Source organism: Neobacillus massiliamazoniensis (genome assembly GCF_001048695.1).
GTDB lineage: Bacteria > Bacillota > Bacilli > Bacillales > Cytobacillaceae > Neobacillus > Neobacillus massiliamazoniensis.
The window spans coordinates 225,885-244,466 of the sequence record NZ_CVRB01000001.1; the positions used below are offsets into that span (position 1 = coordinate 225,885).

Below are 18,582 nucleotides of genomic sequence, written 5' to 3' on the forward strand. Positions count from 1 at the left end.
TTAATTAATTCATATCGTTATTATATTCGGTGTAAGATAATATGTCAACATCATGTTAGATTTTCTAACATGTAAAAATAATTAAAAAAGGAGGTCCAGTTTTTGAACTGTCCTCCTTGTATTTTCACCTAATTTAACTCCAATAGTCCTTTTTGGACTAAGTGGTCGATTGCGATACACACCGCCATTTTTACATGCGCATACGTCAATCCCCCCTGCACATAAACTGTATAAGGAGGTCTTAACGGACCATCCGCTGTAAGCTCAATGCTCGCCCCTTGAATAAAAGTGCCGGCAGCCATAATTACATCATCCTCATAGCCTGGCATATAGCTTGGATACGGGGTAACATACGAATTAATCGGGGAAGCAAATTGGATGGCCTGGCAGAATGCAATCATTTTATCAGGATCGTCAAACTGCACCGCTTGGATTAAATCTGTCCGTTTTGCATCCCAGCTCGGCGCGGAGTTCATCCCTAATTTCTCAAGCATTGCTGCTGTAAATACCGCTCCCTTTAACGATTGTGCGACTACATGCGGCGCCAAGAAGAAACCTTGATACATTTCAAGAAGGCTATATAGTGACGCCCCAGCCTCAGCACCAATTCCTGGACAAGTCATCCGGTAGGAACATGCTTCTACCCACTTTTTCTTTCCGACAATGTATCCGCCTGTTTTTGCAATTCCGCCGCCTGGATTTTTAATAAGTGAGCCTGCCATTAAATCTGCTCCCACATGACAAGGCTCCATCTCCTCAGTAAACTCTCCGTAGCAGTTGTCAACAAACACAACACAATCTTCTTTCATTTCTTTAACAAAAGTAATCATTTCTTTTATATCAGAAATAGTGAAGGATGGCCTAGAGGCATAACCTTTGGAACGTTGAATCCCAATCATTTTTGTATTCGGTTTTATTTTTGCAGCCACAGTTTTCCAGTCCACTGCACCTTCGGATGTTAATTCGACACTTTCATATGAAATCCCAAATTCTTTTAATGATCCTACTCCATCGCCGCGAATCCCGACAATTTCTTCAAGCGTATCATATGGTTTCCCGGTAATATATAATAATTCATCTCCTGGGCGAAGGACACCAAATAAAACTGTTGAAATAGCATGGGTGCCGGAAATGATTTGCGGACGAACTAGTCCTTCTTCTCCCCCAAAGACGTCTGCATAGATCTTTCCAAGCGTGTCTCTTCCAATATCATCATACCCATAACCTGTTGAGAGATTAAAATGAGAATCGCTGACTCTATGTTTTTGAAAGCTTTGCAATACTCGAAATTGATTTTTCTCTGCTCTTTCATCAATTGCTTTATGAACCACAGTAATCTGACTTTCCACTTTATTAACGATCGGTTGAAGCATTTCCCCACTTTTTAATTGTTGAAACATGATGAACTCCTATCTAGATTTTGAATTTCAATAATTGTCCTGTAATTTGACGATCTTGCATTGAAAATCCCCTGCATCGATAACGTCCACTTTCTTCATCAAAGTACAGTTCTCTAACGATTGTCTCATTTTTTAATTGCGAAAGTAATTTTCCTTCTGTTGAAGGAACTTCTACTTGGTATGGTACCATCATTTCGATGATATTGTCCTCTATCTTTTTCTTTAAGTCAAAACGGTCCTCTTTATCAAATGCACTAATAAATGCAGTCGGACTATTGGCAGTTGGAACAAAATCCGGATGCACAATATCTTTTTTATTGTAAACCGTTATTTGCGGTATGTCCTTCACATCCAGATCATCCAATAGTTTTTGGACGGTTTTTTCATGATGAAAATAGTCCGGATTCGACATATCTACAACATGCAGAAGCAAATCGGCTTCCTTTACCTCTTCTAGCGTTGACCGGAATGCCGCAATCAGCGATGTCGGGAGATCTTGAATAAATCCAACTGTATCGGTAATTAAGGCGATGAAACCACTTGGTAAAATAATTTTTCGCGTCATCGGGTCCAAGGTTGCAAACAATTGATTTTCCTCGTATGATTCTGCTTCAGAAAGTCGATTAAAAAGCGTTGATTTTCCGGCATTAGTATAACCGACAATGGCTACCTGAAAGGCTTTATTTTTCTTTCTTCTTTCTCGGTAGCGATCACGATGCTGAACAATGACAGACAACTGCTCCTTTATATCGTCAATTCTGCGGCGTATATGACGGCGGTCCGATTCCAACTTTGTTTCCCCGGGTCCTCTCGTTCCAATCCCGCCACCTAGCCTGGATAACTCAGTTCCTTGCCCTGCCAAACGAGGAAGCATGTATTGTAGCTGTGCCAGCTCCACCTGAAGCTTTCCTTCTTTTGAACGTGCTCGTTGAGCAAAGATGTCGAGGATTAGCTGCGTTCGGTCAATAATTCGCGCCTTTATTTCAGAGGAAAGGTTCCTTTTTTGACTTGGGGACAACTCGTCATTAAAAATAACAAGATCGGCTTCAAGTTCTTCTACTAAAGCACTAAGTTCCTGTACTTTTCCTTTCCCTAAATATGTCGCTGGATGGATACGCTCCCGCTTTTGGACGACAGACATCACTACTTGGCCTTGTGCAGTTTCTGTTAAGGAACCTAATTCCTCCATCGAATAATGAAATCGTGCGTTTTCCTCGTCATTTGTTTGACAGCCGACGAGTATTGCTTTTTCTACCGTCTCTTTATGATCCAACAATCATCCTTCCTTCCGTATCACTATAAATCCATCATAACAAAAAAATTAATGAACCTCTAATTTTTAAAATACAAGTTGAATTTTCGCTTTTACGTGTTAAAATCATACTGTTTGATTAAAATATTTTTACTTATAAAGAGAATTTCAGGGGGAAATCAAGGCATTATGACATGGGAAGTTCTAAGTATGATTGGGACAGTTGCTTTCGCTCTCAGCGGAGCAATTGTTGCCATGGAAGAAGAATATGATATTTTAGGTGTTTACATTTTAGGAATTGTTACTGCTTTTGGTGGTGGAGCAATTCGCAACCTCTTAATTGGAGTTCCTGTTTCTGCCCTTTGGGATCAAGGTCTTTTGTTCGAAATTGCCTTGTTGTCCATCACTGCCGTATTCTTGTTCCCAACGAATATGCTTAAGCAATGGCAAAAATGGGGGAACTTTTCTGATGCCATCGGTTTATCAGCCTTTGCGATTCAAGGGGCGATATACGCTTCAAAAATGGGACACCCTTTAAGTGCTGTAATCGTTGCAGCTGTTTTAACTGGAATCGGCGGCGGGATCATTCGTGACCTTTTAGCAGGAAGAAAACCCATTGTCCTTCGATCCGAAATTTATGCGGTATGGGCCATTCTTGCCGGCCTGGCCATTGGACTAAAAATTGCCGTTAGCTCCTGGGAATTATATGTATTATTTGTGATTGTGACCGGATTACGAGTCCTTTCCTATACATTTGATTGGAAATTGCCCATTAGGAAAATTCCAACCTACTAAAAATCGGCGGATCGCTGCATCCGCCGATTTTTTATTTAAAATGAGATCTTCTCATTTCGATTTCGAGAATTGTCCAGCTTCGTGAGCCATGCACTTTTATTATTCTTGGTCTTCTTCAAACACCAAATCGTTGCTTCTGATCGTCATTAATTCATGGCGATCATAACTATTTAGCATGAGTAGTCTCATCGCTTGGGAGCGAATTGCTTTTTCAATAATATTACGAACGTATCTCCCATTTGAAAAGCTCATGGGGCTTAACACAGCTTTTACCCAAATTAAATGTTCTTTTAATTTTTTTTCTGCTTCATGACTAAAGGTGTACTCTCTTTCCACCATCATACGATTAGAAATTTCCATTAACTCTTCAATGTTATAATCAGGGAAATCTAACACTAAAGGAAAACGCGAATGTAGTCCGGGATTTAACGTTAAAAAATAATCCATTTCCTGTGAATACCCTGCAAGAATGAGAATAAACTCATGCTGCTTATCCTCCATATGCTTCACGAGCGTATCAATCGCTTCTTTCCCAAAGTCTTTTTCTCCACCACGTCCTAAGGAATAGGCTTCGTCAATAAATAATATCCCGCCATGTGCGCGTTTGATAAGGTCTCTCGTTTTTTGGGCGGTATGGCCAATATATTCTCCGACAAGATCCGCTCTCTCCGCTTCGATAAGGTGACCCTTTGTAAGCACATTCATTTTTAAAAACAGCTTTCCAATCAATCTGGCAACTGTTGTTTTTCCTGTTCCAGGATTCCCTTTAAACATCATATGGAGGGCTTGTTTTCTTGCCTTCAATCCCAGTTCGTCTCGCTTTTTATTCACATAAATCCAAGCATAAATTTCTTTTATCATTCGTTTCATTTCTTCCATACCTACCAAGGCCCCAAGCTCATCTTCTATTTCCTTTAAAGCGGTATGCTCAGGGGGAATTGCCTTTGGAACAACTGGAGTATCACGCAGTTCTTTTGAAAAAGTCTTTTTCTTTTGAGTGCTAAGGACAATACTGATTTGGCCATTACTTTTCATTCGCATCGGTTGATCCAAAGCGTTCACCTCACAATCTGCAAACAGTATACGTTAGGTAGCTTTATATGTTACAAATGCCTAGATTATTTAAAAAAACTTCACTCACTGTCAATTTTTGCATGTTATTAAGAAATAATCCTTCCATCTATATCTATTCAACCAAGCTGAATTTCATTAAAAAGTTTTTTCCAAAAAATAATAAGAGCCCATGTGAACATGGACTCTAAATTTGAAATATTCTATTGTGCATCTAACTCAAGATGTACGTTTCTTTGTGGGGCAAATGTTGAAATAGCGTGCTTATAAACCAATTGCTGCTTTCCTTCTGATTCAAACAGAACTGTAAAATTATCAAAGCCTTTAATTTGGCCTCTTAATTGGAATCCGTTTAGTAAAAATACCGTGACATTGATGTTGTCTTTACGACATTGATTTAAAAATTGGTCTTGAATATTAACTGTGGTTTTCATTTGTAAATCCTCCTCTTTTATCTCTACTAATATGTATTCGATTTTACTTGTAGCTTTCCTTCAACATAATGCGAAATTTCCTTTATTTTTTTTGAGAAATTCATCACATCCGTCATATCAAACCATTTTACATCCATTTTGTTTTTAAACCAAGTAAATTGTCTTTTTGCATAACGTCGTGAATTTTGTTTTAGTTGATCTACCGCTTGCTCAAGTGCCACCAGCCCATCTAAGTATTCATAAATTTCCTTGTAGCCGATGGCCTGAATCGATTGACAATCACGCAAGTTCTGCTGATAAAGTCTTTTTACCTCGTCTAAAAGCCCCTCTTCCAACATCATTTCGACGCGTAGATTAATCCGTTCATAAAGCAATTCCCTTTCCATCGTTAAGCCAACAAGAGCTGTATCATATAGCAGGTCAGGTTGTTGCTTTTCTTGATATTCACTCATGGTTTTACCAGTGCAATGATAAATTTCAAGTGCTCGAATGACCCTTCTCGCGTTATTCGGATGGATATGTGACGCACTCTCGGGATCAATCTCCACTAACTCCTGGTGAAGGATCTGACTTCCTCTCTCCTTTACCTTTTCTTCCAATTCTTTGCGGAATCCTTCATCTGCTGGTGCATCCGAAAATTGATAATCATAGAGAACCGACTGGATATAAAGCCCTGTTCCACCGACAATCATGGGAAGTTTGCCCTTTTTTGCAATCTCACTTATTTTTGACCGAACAAGCTGTTGAAATTCAGCAACAGAAAATTTTTCTTCAGGATCGCGAATATCAAGCAAATGATGGGGAATCCCTCCCATTTCATTTTTCTTAATTTTTGCAGTCCCGATATCCATTCCTCGATAGATCTGCATGGAATCCCCGCTGATGATTTCACCATTAAACCTTTTTGCCAGTTCGATGCTCAACTTGGTTTTACCAACTGCAGTTGGGCCGATAATCACTAATAATTTTTGTTTTGAATCCAATCTTTTCACACTGCCTTATTCCTTTTTTCATGTTAAAGACACTTTTCCTACCTACATCGTAACATAAATATACTAAGCAGTTGAACATCAAACAAGTATAATCAAAAAACTCCCTTTCTATGCATTTTCTCAAGAAGAAATTTACTGTTGGAACATTTTTCATAAAACATTACAAAAAGATAACTTCATCACAAAAGGTTACAATCCGGTAACGGTTCATTTACAATCCCCATTTACCCCCAATTTCGTGTTAGTCTTATTCGTATCATATTTTGTAGAAAAAAAGTGAAAAAGGTGAAAAAGATGATTTCAAATTTTGAAATTGGTATTGATTTAGGTACTGCAAATATACTAGTTTATAGTAAAAATAAGGGAATTGCTCTCAACGAACCTTCCGTTGTTGCCATTGATACCGTCACAAATAATATTGTCGCTGTAGGAACCGAAGCAAAGGAAATGATCGGAAAAACCCCTGAGAAAATGATTGTTATTCGTCCGCTAAAAGGTGGAGTAATTGCTGATTTCAATATCACTACAGAAATGTTAAAGCACATGATGCGTAAGGCATCAAAAAAAGGTGGCTTTACATTACGAAAACCGAATGTGATCGTAAGTATTCCATCTGGTTCAACTAGTGTCGAAAGAAGAGCTATTCAAGATGCTGTCCAGAATGCAGGTGCGAAAAAAATCCAACTTATTGAAGAACCGGTAGCAGCGGCAATTGGAGCAGGATTACCTGTAGATGAGCCTGTTGCAAACGTCGTTGTGGACATCGGTGGTGGTAATACCGAGGTCGCAATCATCTCGTTTGGTGGGGTAGTTGCCTGTCACTCCATTAAAATCGGTGGTGACCGCCTTGATGATGAAATAATTTCATATGTTCGCAAACAATACAATATCCTTATTGGCGAAAGAACGGCAGAAAATATCAAAATGGAAATTGGATATGCACTTGTGGATCATGAGGAGCTTTTAATGGACGTTCGCGGTCGTGATCTTGTAACAGGGTTACCAAAAACCATTTCCTTATCATCGTATGAAATTCGAGATGCCATGAAAGAGTCATTATTGCAAATATTAGAAGCTATCCGTGCAACTCTTGAGGATTGTCCAGCGGAACTCAGTGGAGATATCGTCGATCGTGGCGTCATCTTAACAGGCGGAGGATCTTTAATGAAAGGCATGGAGGAGTGGTTAAGTCACGAAATCTTTGTTCCAGTTCAATTGGCCGATAGCCCTCTTGAATCTGTAGCAATCGGTACCGGGAGAGCCCTCCCTTTTATGAATAAATTACTACCAACAATGAAATAGTATTGTTTCTGTTCAGACTGGCGAGTAAATTTAGAAAAGTCGCGAGTAAACTTCAAATTCTTGCGAGTAAATGGCAAATAGCTCTAGACCAACTGCTGAAATGCCATTGAAAAATGAAAATAAGGCTGTCGAAACTAGTTCGACAGCCTTATTTTTGATTTGTTAATGTAAATTTTAATAACTGTGTAATAAAACTATTCTTTTTTTATTACATTACTCGCTTAAACATCTTCTCCATATCATAAGTAGAATAGTGCACGATTATCGGTCTACCATGCGGGCAGGTAAATGGGTCGGATGCTTTCCTGAGATCATCTAGAAGTGCCTGAATTTCATCATTCCGTAAATGACGGTTTGCTTTAATCGAGGCTTTACAGCTCATCATAATGGCCGCTTCCTCACGCAATTTTTTAATATCCACCTTCTTCATCGAAAGAAGCTGTTCAATCATCTCTTCAATGCATTCCTTCTCTTCCCCTTTAGGGAGCCATTGTGGATGAGAACGGACGATAAAGCTATTTACGCCAAACTCTTCAAGAAAAACGCCCACTTTTTCGAGTTCATTCCGATACTCATTAATTTTAACAAACTCATCTGTTGAATACTCAAATGTTATAGGGACGAGCATTTCCTGCAATTCGGCAGCAACTTGACCAACCTTTTCACGGAAGTATTCGTATTTAAGCCGTTCTTGAGCGGCATGTTGGTCAATGATATAGAGACCATTTTCATTTTGAGCAAAAATATACGTCCCGTGCATTTGACCAATCGGGTACATCCTTGGCACCCTGCTATCGGTTTGAACTGGAACCTCATCAACCTCAATAAATGGGCTAGGATCCTCTTCTTCCTCAATAACCGGTTCATGACTAGAAAGACTAAATGAATGATTCGTAGGCTGGGTTACGGGTTCATATGTCCTATGAACGGGATACTCAATCTGATCCAAATTAACCGGATTTTCTTGAATTATTTTCACCGGTTCGAGTTCTTTTTTATAAGCTGATGTTCCTTCATCAAGGACCAAGGAAGTTTGTTCAGATTTCGGTTCTTCTTTTTTCACAGCCGTATAGCCTGTGGGAATCAAGATTTTTGATTTGAATGTTTCTTTAATAATATTGGTGACAAGCTCGTTTAGCTCCGCTTCTTTACTGATACGAACTTCCATTTTCGAAGGATGGACGTTCACATCCACCAAAATCGGATCCATTTCAACATTAAGAAGAACAATAGGAAACCTTCCGATAGGCAACAGTGTATGATAGCCTTCCTGAATTGCTTTTGCCAGCGGATAGTTTTTAATGAACCGTCCATTAATCATCGTCGAGATGTAATTTCGGGATGCCCTTGTTACTTCAGGCATTGAGGCAAATCCACTAATTCGATAATCAAGGGAACGCCCTGTAATCGGCACAAGCTGCTTGGCAATCCCGATTCCGTAAATTGAAGCCAAAACTTGCCGTACATCCCCATTACCCGTGGTTTGCAGGAGCTTCCGTTCATTATGAATTAAGCGAAAGGCAATTTCCGGGTGAGAGAGAGCAAGGCGGTTGACGACATCGGAAATATTCCCGAGCTCGGTGTGAATGGTCTTCATGTACTTCAAACGGGCAGGTGTGTTGAAAAATAAATCCGTAATTGTGATATCCGTTCCCCGTCGTGCTGAGGCCTTTTCATATACCTCAACCTTTCCACCTTCAATCACTACTCGATTGCCAGCACCTTCACCCGTTGAAGTCTTCATCTCCAGCCGGGAAACAGAAGCGATACTTGGAAGGGCCTCACCACGAAAACCAAGAGTACGAATTCGAAACAAATCATTTTCATCCTTGATTTTACTTGTCGCATGACGCTGAAATGCTAGTAAAACATCGTCCTCTTCAATCCCATTACCATTATCAATAATCCTAATTTTCTCAAGTCCCGCTTCTTGTACCTCTATTTCAATGATGGTGCTGCCGGCATCAATCGCATTTTCGACAAGCTCTTTCACGACAGATGCAGGACGTTCGACAACCTCGCCTGCAGCAATCTTATTGGATAAGATATCATCTAATTGGATGATTTTTCCCATTTTTGTTCACAACCTATTTTAACTTTTTCTGTAGCTCGTACAATAAATTAATGGCCTGAAGTGGTGTGATATCTAATAAATCTAGTTCTTTTATTTTCTCCAAAACTCGTTTTTCTTTTTGGGAATGCTCTTGTTTCTTTGGTTCCTTCGGTTCATCAAAGAATGATAGCTGTGCAGGCTGCTCCGATTGATTTTCATCTTTTATTACTGGTGCTAGCTGCTCCTCTTTTTTTATTACTGGAGAAGGCTGAGCACTTGGCTGTTCCAATTCAGCTAATATCTCATTCGCCCGGTTAATCAATTCCACGGGAAGCTCTGCCAGCTGTGCCACATGAATCCCGTAGCTCTTGTCAGCCGGTCCTTCTTTAATTTTATGAAGAAAAACAACTTTTCCTTGATGTTCAATCGCACTGACATGAACGTTCTTCAGCTTTGACAACTCTTCATCCAAAACGGTGAGTTCGTGATAATGTGTGGAAAAAAGTGTCTTTGCCCCGATTCGATTATGAATATATTCAATGATTGCCTGTGCCAGTGCCATTCCATCGTAAGTGGATGTTCCACGGCCGATTTCATCAAATAAAATCAAACTGTTTTGCGTTGCATTGGCAATGGCATTCTTTGCTTCGAGCATTTCCACCATGAACGTACTTTGTCCTGAAATCAGATCATCCGCTGCACCAATCCGTGTGAATACTTGGTCAAAGATAGGCAGAACCGCTTCAGAGGCAGGAACATAACAGCCAATCTGTGCTAAAATCGCGGTCAGGGCAATTTGGCGCATGTAAGTACTCTTCCCGGACATGTTCGGACCCGTAATCAACAGAACTTCTCGGTCTTGATCCATTAAACAGTCGTTCGGGACATATTCCTGGGAATTCAATACCTTTTCAACTACAGGATGTCTGCCATCCTTAACGGCAACGCGACGGTCTAAAGAGAATTGTGGCTTCACATAATGGCGTGCTTCACTCACTTCTGCAAAAGACTGAAGGACATCAAGTTCACTTACGACTTTGGCTAAGGCTTGCAGACGCGGAATATATTCTTTTACAATTTCACGAATTTCGGTAAACAGCTCATATTCCAGCTCACCACATTTTTCTTCAGCTTGTAAAATAAGCGCTTCTTTCTCTTTTAATTCCGGGGTAATAAACCGTTCCGCATTCGTTAGGGTTTGTTTCCGCTCATACTGCCCCTCTTCTAAGAGATGAAGGTTTGCTCTCGTGACTTCAATATAATAGCCAAAAACACGGTTATAACCCACCTTAAGTGATTTTATCCCGGTTTTCTCACGCTCCTCCCGCTCCAATTGGGCAATCCATGTTTTCCCGTTTCTGCTCGCATCGCGATATTGATCTAGCTGGGCATTGTAGCCATCGCGGATGATGTTGCCTTCTTTTAGGGAAAGCGGTGGATTCTCAACAATCGCCTGCTCTAATAAGTCTGTTACCTCTTCACAAGGATCAAGCAACTCCACAATTTTTTCCATTTCTACATTTTGAATACCTTGGAGGATTTGTTTTAAAAAAGGCACTTGCATTAAAGAACGATTTAATTGAACTAAATCACGGGCATTGACGTTGCCAAAAGCGACACGCCCCGCTAATCGTTCTAAGTCATATACTTCTTTTAACTTTTCCCGCAATTCTTGGCGTTCGAAGTAAGACTGCAACAGGACCTCGACCAGGTTGTGACGGTGCTCAATTGCGGCTTGGTCAATCAACGGACGGTCAATCCAAGCTTTTAGCATTCTACCGCCCATTGCCGTCATCGTGTCATCTAGCAGCCATAATAACGAGCCTTTTTTCCCCTTCGAGCGAATGGTTTCCGATAGTTCGAGATTTCGCTTTGAAAAGTAATCAATTTTCATAAATTGATGAATTTGGTAGGTTGTTACTGGCTGAAGGTGGTCAAGACTCCTTTTTTGAGAACGGTATAAATAGTTAAATAGTCTTGCTACCGTTTGCTTTAATTTCTCCTGATTTATATCTTGAAGTAAATGAGAAAAATTCATTTCTAGTGAACTATTATCTTCAAAAGAAATGGTCAGAATATCGCGTTCCCGCATTTTCTTTTGCAATTCACCGTCAAAGCTGCTTGCGACTACTACTTCCTTGGCACTTAAAACAGCTAGTTCATTCAATACATCATCAAAATGATTGGAAAGTAAGGTGACACGGCTTTCACCTGTAGAGATGTCCGTATAGGAGAAACCAAATGTATGATCGTCAAAGGCAGTAATCGAGGCAATATAGTTATTCTCTTTGTCCGTTAACCCTTTGCCGTCCATTACAGTTCCAGGTGTGATGAGCTGAACGACTTCGCGACGAACCATCCCTTTTGTCTGTTTTGCATCTTCCATTTGCTCGCAAATGGCAACCTTGTAGCCTTTGCTAATTAATTGTTCTATATAATTTGCAGCGGCATGGTACGGAACTCCGCACATCGGAATCCGTTCCTCCGCGCCGCCATCCCTGCTTGTTAAAGTGATCTCCAATTCTTGCGATGCTTTAATGGCATCGTCAAAAAACATTTCGTAAAAATCGCCCAAGCGAAAAAATAAAAAGGCATCTTGATAATCTGCCTTTACTTGTAAATATTGCTGTATCATCGGCGTATAAGCAGCAATCATAATGACCTCCAAATATTCAACATTTCGATTATCTTCGACATCCCATTATATCACAAACTCCGGGTGTCAGGCACCCGATCTTCATTTAAGTGCATATTGGATGGAATTTATTATTGACGTTTCTAGAAAATCTTATTATAATAATAATCGTCCCTTTTATTTATATGTCCCAGTAGCTCAGCAGGATAGAGCAACAGTTTCCTAAACTGTAGGTCGGAGGTTCGAATCCTCTCTGGGACGCTATTTAAAGAAAACGCTATGTTATCGAATTGTTTACCGTTCAATCAAACGGGACAATAACGTGACATAGCGTTTTTTTTCGTTAGCTGTAGGACGTGGTTTTTATGACTGTAGGACTTATTTCGGTAACTGTAGGACACCTCGGCGGCATCTAAGGAGGATTTAGAAATCGCATGAAACGTAAATTTATCAGTGAAAGAGGTCCTAAAGCTTCGTCTCAGGACCGACAGATTAGTAATGTCCTATATACCATTGATGAAGCATTACAAATGTTTATACGAGCTAAAACGGCTGAAGGTGTCCGACCCGGAACTATTAAAGGGTACCACGAGATTTTCCGTTATTTCCGACAATGGTTAGACGATGACATTATGTATATCCACGAAATCTCTGCAGACACCATTCGTAATTACATTAATTATCTAAGAACTGAAAGAACTCCTTATGCTGAAGATCCGAAACGAAAGCGAAATGGTAAGAGATTATCGGTTTATACGATTAACATTCGTATTCGTGGTTTAAGCACGCTGTTTCGATTTCTTTTTAACGAAGGTATTATTCCGATTAATCCTATGAAGAATATATCGCAAGTTCGAGACGATGCCCACGAAGAGGTACCAGGTATACCAGACAAACAGATTGACGCTATTCTCGCCTCTTATGACGATAGACAGTTCGCTCAGTGGCGTGATAAAACGCTGATATTATTGTTGCTGGATACTGGTCTTAGAATTAATGAAGCACTATCCTTAACGGCGGATCAAGTGAACTTCAAGGAATTGTCAATTACAGTCCTTTCCCAAATCGCTAAGAATCGAAAGTCCCGTGAGATTCCAATTAGTCGTGAGGTTGCGAAAAGATTGCGACAACTATTAGACGAGACACAGCAATATTTTGGAGAAGACTGTAAAATATTCATGAACGCATTTGGTGAAGACTTCACGGCAGATGCATTTAGGCGTAGATTAAATCGACTTAAACCAAAACTAAACATTCCAAAATTGCACCCACATATGTTTCGTCATACCTTTGCTCGAAATTATGTATTGAACGGCGGTGACATCTTTACGTTACAACGAATTTTGGATCATGCTGACATAAAGACGACCCGTAAATACGTACAAATGGATAGTGAGCATATTCGAGAGCAACACAATAAATTTTCTCCATTACGTAACATTATAAAACGGAATGGTATCAGAATATAGGTGGGGCCGTCCATTTGGGCGGCTTTTTACTTTTGTTATATCACTAGAAAAACTCTACGAAACTTGGAAGACGTAATAACTTACGATATTTCACACGACACTTAACCGGTTCTATAAAGGCGAAATCCTTCTCTTCTCGTATCACTGGCTTAGCGTAAATGCCTTCTAGCAAACGGCTGCACACCGAGTTCCATTACTCCTGCATAGTTCCCATCTTCGAACGTTAACAGCCACCCGAAATCTGTTTTACGATATCCAACGACGAACACGTCCGCATAATGATAGTTGACCACCTTCAGCCACGAATGTGATCGTTTACCGACTTCATACCGTGAATCCTTACGCTTTAAGACTATGCCCTCAAGGGCTTGTGCCTTTATAGCGACAAAATAAGCTTCACCGTGCCCTTCAACGAATTGCGTCTTAGTGATTAACGATCTACTGGCACAATGTCCTCAAGTAATTCCTTTCGCTCAAGCAAAGGCATATTTGTGATCTATTTACCTTCTTGTCCCAAAACATCAAAGGCGACATAGGTAATCGGTGTCTTATCCATAGAACTCATAAACCGACTCATTAAGGCTTCAAAGTCAGGTTTACCCTGTTTATCACTTACGATTAACTCGCCGTCAAGAACGGTTCCTGCAGAAATACCTAGGTTGTGAAGTTCGGGGAATTTCGAAGTAATTTCGTTCTTATGCCGTGAATACAAACTGACTTTTTCATCTTTATCAACAGAAATATGACACGGATGCCGTCCAATTTTAGTTCCGTAATGTAATCATCGGAATCGAACGGTTTATCCGTTTTATGCAATAGCATTGGAGATATAAACATATTAAACACCTCACTGCTATTCTATCAGAATCAGAATATTATATTAATTGAAATGCAAGGAACGCTCTATTTACTTAGAGGGTCAAACAGCTGATTATTTATCCTTAATGGACTTTGTATTTAGAGGATTAAAATCAATGTATGGGATTGTATTGTTATTACTTCCATCATAATCAACTACTCTAGGAAAAAAAGGAATTTTGCCAATGGTTTCCGAAAAGATCCAAGGTCTAACTTTACCTTTTACAACATAATATATTTCCTCCTTATCAACAACTAACGCAGCATCGCCAGCAACCATTACTAATCCTGCAATCTTAACAACCCCTTGATCAATAACTTCCATATCAAGGACCGTAATTTCATTTGTTGCAAATTTAGGATCAAATCGTCTGATTTCCTTAATAGCCCAGCCAGGAAGAAAGCCATCTTCAACATCTGCTTTTATTAGGACTTTTCCTGCATAGTAATCGTAACTAACTCCTTCAGGTAAATCACTTTCAAGTATATTATGTGTAGCAGTAAAGAAGTCTTTTCCATCCGATCTTTTTAGTTTTATGTTTAAGAAATATAAATTACCATTTTCAATCCTATATTCTATAAGTTGATCTAACATACGAAATGGGATTGCTCCGTGTTTAGATTTGATTGTTAATGGACCGATTACCATTGAGGATTGCGTACCTTTCTCAATAAAAATTTGATCGGTTTTTTCGTTTGTATCTTGGATTCTCTTTATTTTTTTCCATTCATATAACTTTTCATCACTTATTTCTAATCGACCATGGTGTACATATGAATGACAAGTAGGACAAATTGCTATCATATCATCTGCGTTATGAACTTTATAAACAGCCCAATCTTTAATATGATGAATTTCATATCTGTATGTAACAGGACATCCAGGGTTTGCGCATTTATTCCCTGCCTCTTTAATTAGTTTTCTCTTTTTGCTAGGTGGTACTGTTCGACTTTCAGCCAAATTTGATTACCTCACTCCATTTTGTTATAAATCCCTTAACAATTATAGGATTACTTAGTAAATAATTACAACAAAGAAGCATTGTAAAGCTAATGAAATGTGTTTAATTTCAATCCTATTAACTTGTTCACCAACTTGTCGAAAGGGATAAACGTCCTTTTGTCGAATACCTCGATAAAGAGAGAGGTGTATGATGACTAGGTTGTTTACTGTTCATTGAGCAAAAGCTGAAATTAAACGATTGCAGCATTATGTAGATTTAGTGGAGTCTTACGAAGCAGATACGTTGGACCGGGCGATAATTAAGGAATACACATAAACGAATAGCATTGAAAAGGTAACTAAAAATTTGAATATTGATCGAGAGTACGCTACTAAAGTGTTAAAACGTCCAGGAGCCGACGAACTACATAAAATAATGTACTCAGGATACATTATAAAAACAAAACCGCATAGGCATCGTTAATTAAAGCATCATTTCGGAAGTGCTTTTTTTATTCATCGATTCGTTTCATGTAATACATGCTTATTGGAAATGCTAAAATAGGTTTGCTATACATTGACTTATGCCTGGTGAAAAAATCATCTGCGGGTGGTTTTTTTGGAAAACTTGGTAAATGAAATAATTATATTTAGATATGAAAGAGGGTGGAAAGTGGACAAAAAAGAAAAAAGACCGCCATTTTGACGATCCGCTTGTTAAACTAAAGCACCCTTAGTACTACTAGAAAAAACCTTCCTGTTGGATGTTTTTTTTATCATCCAATAACCACGATGATAGATTGACGAGATTGATTTCAGCCGTTGCCATTTAATTGGCTTTTTATGCTTCTCTAATTTGAGATAAACAAAAAAGGACATGGATTACCAAATCTGCGTTTGACTGGTTAAAAGTATTTAAACTGCTTAATCCGTGACAGATAGAATTCCTCAGATTAAATCCTCTTGAATCCGTAAATAAAACTTTAAAGTATAGTTTAGCATCTTCGCCAAACACGCTTTCAATAATCGAATCATTTAGAATATCACCGAATAATTTCACCCGGAAACCGCCGTTCTTTGATGGTTTAAGTACAGTTCCACCAGTTAGGGTTATTAATCTTCGAAATGCATTCTCGATTTGGGGAATTAATATATGCATTGATGAAATGAAATCCTTTTCAAAGTAAAATTCCAGACCTTTAAGAATAAGCTCCCTTCTTTCTTCATCAAATACTGGAGATTCCATTAATAACGCAAGCAACGATTCAGATTTCAACTCATGATATTCCTGAAACCTTTCTATTACCCTTCTCAGAAAAATAGATTGTATGGACAGATTTTGCGTAATTAGGTGAATAATGTTACCTTCCAAATCCTCCTCTAATGGCCCTATTGTAGCTACGGTTCTACCCTCGCTATCCATAAGTGATGTTGAAAAGGAAAATGAAATTGGATATTTTTTAGATACATCTACCAATTGTTCTTTGGCCTGGTCTTTTCGTGGGATAAAATATCCGGCAATTTTTGCTGAATCTACTTTAATATCACCCTTAACAAAGTTACTTGTAAATTGTTGAATTTGCTCCTCCGTTATTTTTATTGAAGTGGAGATAGTTTTTAAATTGCCTTTAACTTTAGGGCCGATTTTAACTAACTCTTTTCTTATTTCTATAGCATCATCGCTTAATTGAAATTGTTGAAAAAGCTCATGTAAATGTTCTAACCAACCTTGAATTTGCATTGGAGCTGCATTGATAAATTGTTTTTCATATTCGTTTTTTAAGACAAACAATACTCTTCTTACATCACTCTTATTATTTTGCCTTAGATAAAAACTTCCTAATCTAATAACAGCTGCTTCAACACTCCAAGGGTCTGGGGTCTTATTATTAACAAGTCTCTCAACTCGGCCTTCCAATTCCTCTATTATTCTATTAATTTCATCATTACTTAAATTTAATTTATATTTTTTGTACAATAAATCATAAGAAAAACCCCATAATCCTGGTTTCTCATCAATCGCAATATTTTGCTCGGTTTTAAATATAGTTTGTTTTACTTCTTCAATTCTCCTAGAATCCTTTAAACTTACAGCTAAATCTAAAGCTCTTTCTAATTTTTTGATGACATTTATTTCATAAATGTATAGTTCTTCCTCTGCTATTCTTATATTATTGTCAATAACTATATGGGCTATTGAGTGACTTGGGTTCTTACCCGTTATTTGTCTCGAAAACTCCCAAACCAAGTCAGCATATCTGGACTTAAAGATCGGATTGTGTGCGTTCTCAGCTCTTTGCTCCCAATATTGAATCATATAACTGTCAACTTCACTAATGCTTGGGTATACAGTAACAGTTCCGTCTTCATTACTGAAAATAAATTTAGGACCATAATAGGTTCCCCACCCACTATCCTTATCAGTGTAATCATCAGAAAAATCAAAAGCCATCGCTTCACATTTAACAGTGAAAGTATCTTCAGTTTTTTCAAAAGTATTTTTAATTAATGTTGCTATTTCATATTCAGATATTTTGTTTCTTTCTTTTTCAAGATTGTTTAAAAAACATTCAATTGAATTGTTACTCATGATAACCTCCTTGTAATTATAAAATTTCAGATAAATTACTTACTAAATTTATAATACACCCAATAGAATTTTTATGTAATAGATGCTCCCCGAGATATCCGTTTCTGAAAAAATTTTTTAAAACGAATTTGGCTGCATAGACAGATTGATTTCATAGAAACGGTAGGAGTTTGGCTCGCCAAGGTTTCGAGATTTAACGTTAATGTGTGCGTTACACCAGGCACATATCAATATACATATGGGATCGTTGTTTGTGATAGGATGGCCCCCAGAAAAGACCGCTCTATTCACTCAAAACAATTTTTCTGTTTGGATTAGTATTGTTCTATTCTACCTTCAAAAACTAATACCTCGTTTAAAAAACGACGACTCATATTTCTTCTCCTGACATTTCTGTTATTATTTCCATTTACATCCATACCATGAAACTTTTTTGCTGCCAATGCTAGCCTTATAAATCTGGGATCTTTCCTCAATCTATCGTAATCCCTTTTATTGAGTCTACCCCAAACATCTTTACCTTGATAGATGTCACCATTTTCATGAAGCTTTAAGTCTCTTCTATTTAGACAATGTCCGTGCGGAACAGAAGGAAAAGGATCGTGATCATACTTATGAAACTCCCACTTCATATTTTCCATTTCGTAATTAGGACGATATTTAGTTGGTCTAGAAATGTTGCATTTCTGAAAACTTTGTTTTATGTTTTTCCTTCTAAAATACATCTTTCTCATTATATACCTCCGATGTTTTGTAATATGTAGATATTACTATTATTTATATGTCTA

General features: G+C 38.4%; 15 protein-coding genes, 1 tRNA gene and 1 pseudogene. 4 read left to right on the plus strand and 13 right to left on the minus strand.

Translation table 11 applies throughout. The annotated features are described in order from the left end of the window. Nucleotides 1-128 precede the first annotated feature (128 nt). Together BN1082_RS01220 and hflX are read right to left on the minus strand one after the other, a co-directional pair. The gene (locus BN1082_RS01220) at nt 129-1,400 is read right to left on the minus strand and encodes a methionine gamma-lyase family protein (protein WP_090629772.1); all 1,272 of its coding nucleotides are present in this window, start codon (nt 1,398-1,400) and stop codon (nt 129-131) included. Nucleotides 1,401-1,413: 13 nt separating this feature from the next. Next, nucleotides 1,414-2,673 carry a GTPase HflX gene (hflX, locus tag BN1082_RS01225; protein ID WP_090629774.1) on the minus strand — a complete coding sequence of 420 codons (1,260 nt, stop codon included), beginning with the start codon at nt 2,671-2,673 and terminating at the stop codon, nt 1,414-1,416. Nucleotides 2,674-2,841: 168 nt separating this feature from the next. Between hflX and BN1082_RS01230 the strand changes: the two genes are divergently transcribed. Next, nucleotides 2,842-3,447: a trimeric intracellular cation channel family protein gene (locus BN1082_RS01230; RefSeq protein WP_090629777.1), complete on the plus strand. Its 606-nt coding sequence runs from the start codon at nt 2,842-2,844 to the stop codon at nt 3,445-3,447. A 99-nt stretch (nt 3,448-3,546) separates the two neighbouring features. On the opposite strand, the gene spoVK is transcribed toward BN1082_RS01230, so the two are convergent. From spoVK to miaA, 3 genes are all read right to left on the minus strand, one after another. Beyond that, nucleotides 3,547-4,500 (minus strand): stage V sporulation protein K, encoded by a 954-nt coding sequence (gene spoVK, locus BN1082_RS01235; protein ID WP_090629780.1) that lies wholly within the window; start codon nt 4,498-4,500, stop codon nt 3,547-3,549. Between the two features lie 221 nt (nt 4,501-4,721). Further along, the gene (gene hfq / locus BN1082_RS01240; RefSeq protein WP_090629783.1) at nt 4,722-4,952 is read right to left on the minus strand and encodes an RNA chaperone Hfq; all 231 of its coding nucleotides are present in this window, start codon (nt 4,950-4,952) and stop codon (nt 4,722-4,724) included. 26 nt (nt 4,953-4,978) lie between these two features. Continuing rightward, the gene (gene miaA, locus BN1082_RS01245; RefSeq protein WP_090633074.1) at nt 4,979-5,935 is read right to left on the minus strand and encodes a tRNA (adenosine(37)-N6)-dimethylallyltransferase MiaA; all 957 of its coding nucleotides are present in this window, start codon (nt 5,933-5,935) and stop codon (nt 4,979-4,981) included. 303 nt (nt 5,936-6,238) lie between these two features. Here miaA and mreBH point away from each other — a divergent pair, with 303 nt between their 5' ends. Further along, on the plus strand, nt 6,239-7,246 hold the full coding sequence (mreBH, locus tag BN1082_RS01250) for a rod-share determining protein MreBH (protein WP_090629785.1): 1,008 nt from the start codon (nt 6,239-6,241) through the stop codon (nt 7,244-7,246). Between the two features lie 208 nt (nt 7,247-7,454). Here mreBH and mutL read toward each other — a convergent pair whose 3' ends face one another. Both mutL and mutS read right to left on the minus strand, forming a co-directional pair. Beyond that, a complete protein-coding gene (gene mutL / locus BN1082_RS01255; RefSeq protein ID WP_090629789.1) occupies nt 7,455-9,320 on the minus strand; it encodes a DNA mismatch repair endonuclease MutL in 1,866 nt (621 codons plus the stop codon). Between the two features lie 13 nt (nt 9,321-9,333). Continuing rightward, nucleotides 9,334-11,952, minus strand: coding sequence for a DNA mismatch repair protein MutS (gene mutS / locus BN1082_RS01260; RefSeq protein WP_176699696.1), 2,619 nt, complete (start codon nt 11,950-11,952; stop codon nt 9,334-9,336). A 169-nt stretch (nt 11,953-12,121) separates the two neighbouring features. Here mutS and BN1082_RS01265 point away from each other — a divergent pair. Beyond that, nucleotides 12,122-12,195, plus strand: a tRNA-Arg gene (locus tag BN1082_RS01265). A gap of 173 nt (nt 12,196-12,368) precedes the next feature. Then, complete coding sequence (locus BN1082_RS01270) at nt 12,369-13,403, plus strand: tyrosine-type recombinase/integrase (protein WP_090629794.1); 1,035 nt, start codon at nt 12,369-12,371, stop codon at nt 13,401-13,403. 149 nt (nt 13,404-13,552) lie between these two features. On the opposite strand, the gene BN1082_RS28020 is transcribed toward BN1082_RS01270, so the two are convergent. The 6 genes and pseudogenes from BN1082_RS28020 to BN1082_RS01290 form a co-directional block, all read right to left on the minus strand. Further along, nucleotides 13,553-13,696, minus strand: a complete 144-nt coding sequence (locus BN1082_RS28020) for a hypothetical protein (protein ID WP_245640359.1) — start codon at nt 13,694-13,696, stop codon at nt 13,553-13,555. A 36-nt stretch (nt 13,697-13,732) separates the two neighbouring features. Next, nucleotides 13,733-13,834, minus strand: a pseudogene (locus BN1082_RS28800) (ATP-dependent DNA ligase); the annotation flags it as partial. A 65-nt stretch (nt 13,835-13,899) separates the two neighbouring features. Continuing rightward, nucleotides 13,900-14,115: an ATP-dependent DNA ligase gene (locus BN1082_RS28455; RefSeq protein ID WP_281176978.1), complete on the minus strand. Its 216-nt coding sequence runs from the start codon at nt 14,113-14,115 to the stop codon at nt 13,900-13,902. A 219-nt stretch (nt 14,116-14,334) separates the two neighbouring features. Further along, on the minus strand, nt 14,335-15,222 hold the full coding sequence (locus BN1082_RS01280; protein WP_090629797.1) for an HNH endonuclease signature motif containing protein: 888 nt from the start codon (nt 15,220-15,222) through the stop codon (nt 14,335-14,337). Nucleotides 15,223-16,045: 823 nt separating this feature from the next. Beyond that, nucleotides 16,046-17,794, minus strand: a complete 1,749-nt coding sequence (locus BN1082_RS01285) for a DUF4209 domain-containing protein (protein WP_090629799.1) — start codon at nt 17,792-17,794, stop codon at nt 16,046-16,048. Between the two features lie 314 nt (nt 17,795-18,108). Further along, complete coding sequence (locus BN1082_RS01290) at nt 18,109-18,528, minus strand: hypothetical protein (RefSeq protein ID WP_090629802.1); 420 nt, start codon at nt 18,526-18,528, stop codon at nt 18,109-18,111. Between the last annotated feature and the right edge of the window lie 54 nt (nt 18,529-18,582).

Bases quoted from the DNA above. Each gene is read 5' to 3' on its own strand.
- BN1082_RS01220 (WP_090629772.1), bottom strand. From the start codon at position 1,400: ATGTTTCAACAATTAAAAAGTGGGGAAATGCTTCAACCGATCGTTAAT.
- BN1082_RS01230 (WP_090629777.1), top strand. From the start codon at position 2,842: ATGACATGGGAAGTTCTAAGTATGATTGGGACAGTTGCTTTCGCTCTC.
- hfq (WP_090629783.1), bottom strand. From the start codon at position 4,952: ATGAAAACCACAGTTAATATTCAAGACCAATTTTTAAATCAATGTCGT.
- mreBH (WP_090629785.1), top strand. From the start codon at position 6,239: ATGATTTCAAATTTTGAAATTGGTATTGATTTAGGTACTGCAAATATA.
- mutL (WP_090629789.1), bottom strand. From the start codon at position 9,320: ATGGGAAAAATCATCCAATTAGATGATATCTTATCCAATAAGATTGCT.
- BN1082_RS01270 (WP_090629794.1), top strand. From the start codon at position 12,369: ATGAAACGTAAATTTATCAGTGAAAGAGGTCCTAAAGCTTCGTCTCAG.
- BN1082_RS01285 (WP_090629799.1), bottom strand. From the start codon at position 17,794: ATGAGTAACAATTCAATTGAATGTTTTTTAAACAATCTTGAAAAAGAA.
- BN1082_RS01290 (WP_090629802.1), bottom strand. From the start codon at position 18,528: ATGAGAAAGATGTATTTTAGAAGGAAAAACATAAAACAAAGTTTTCAG.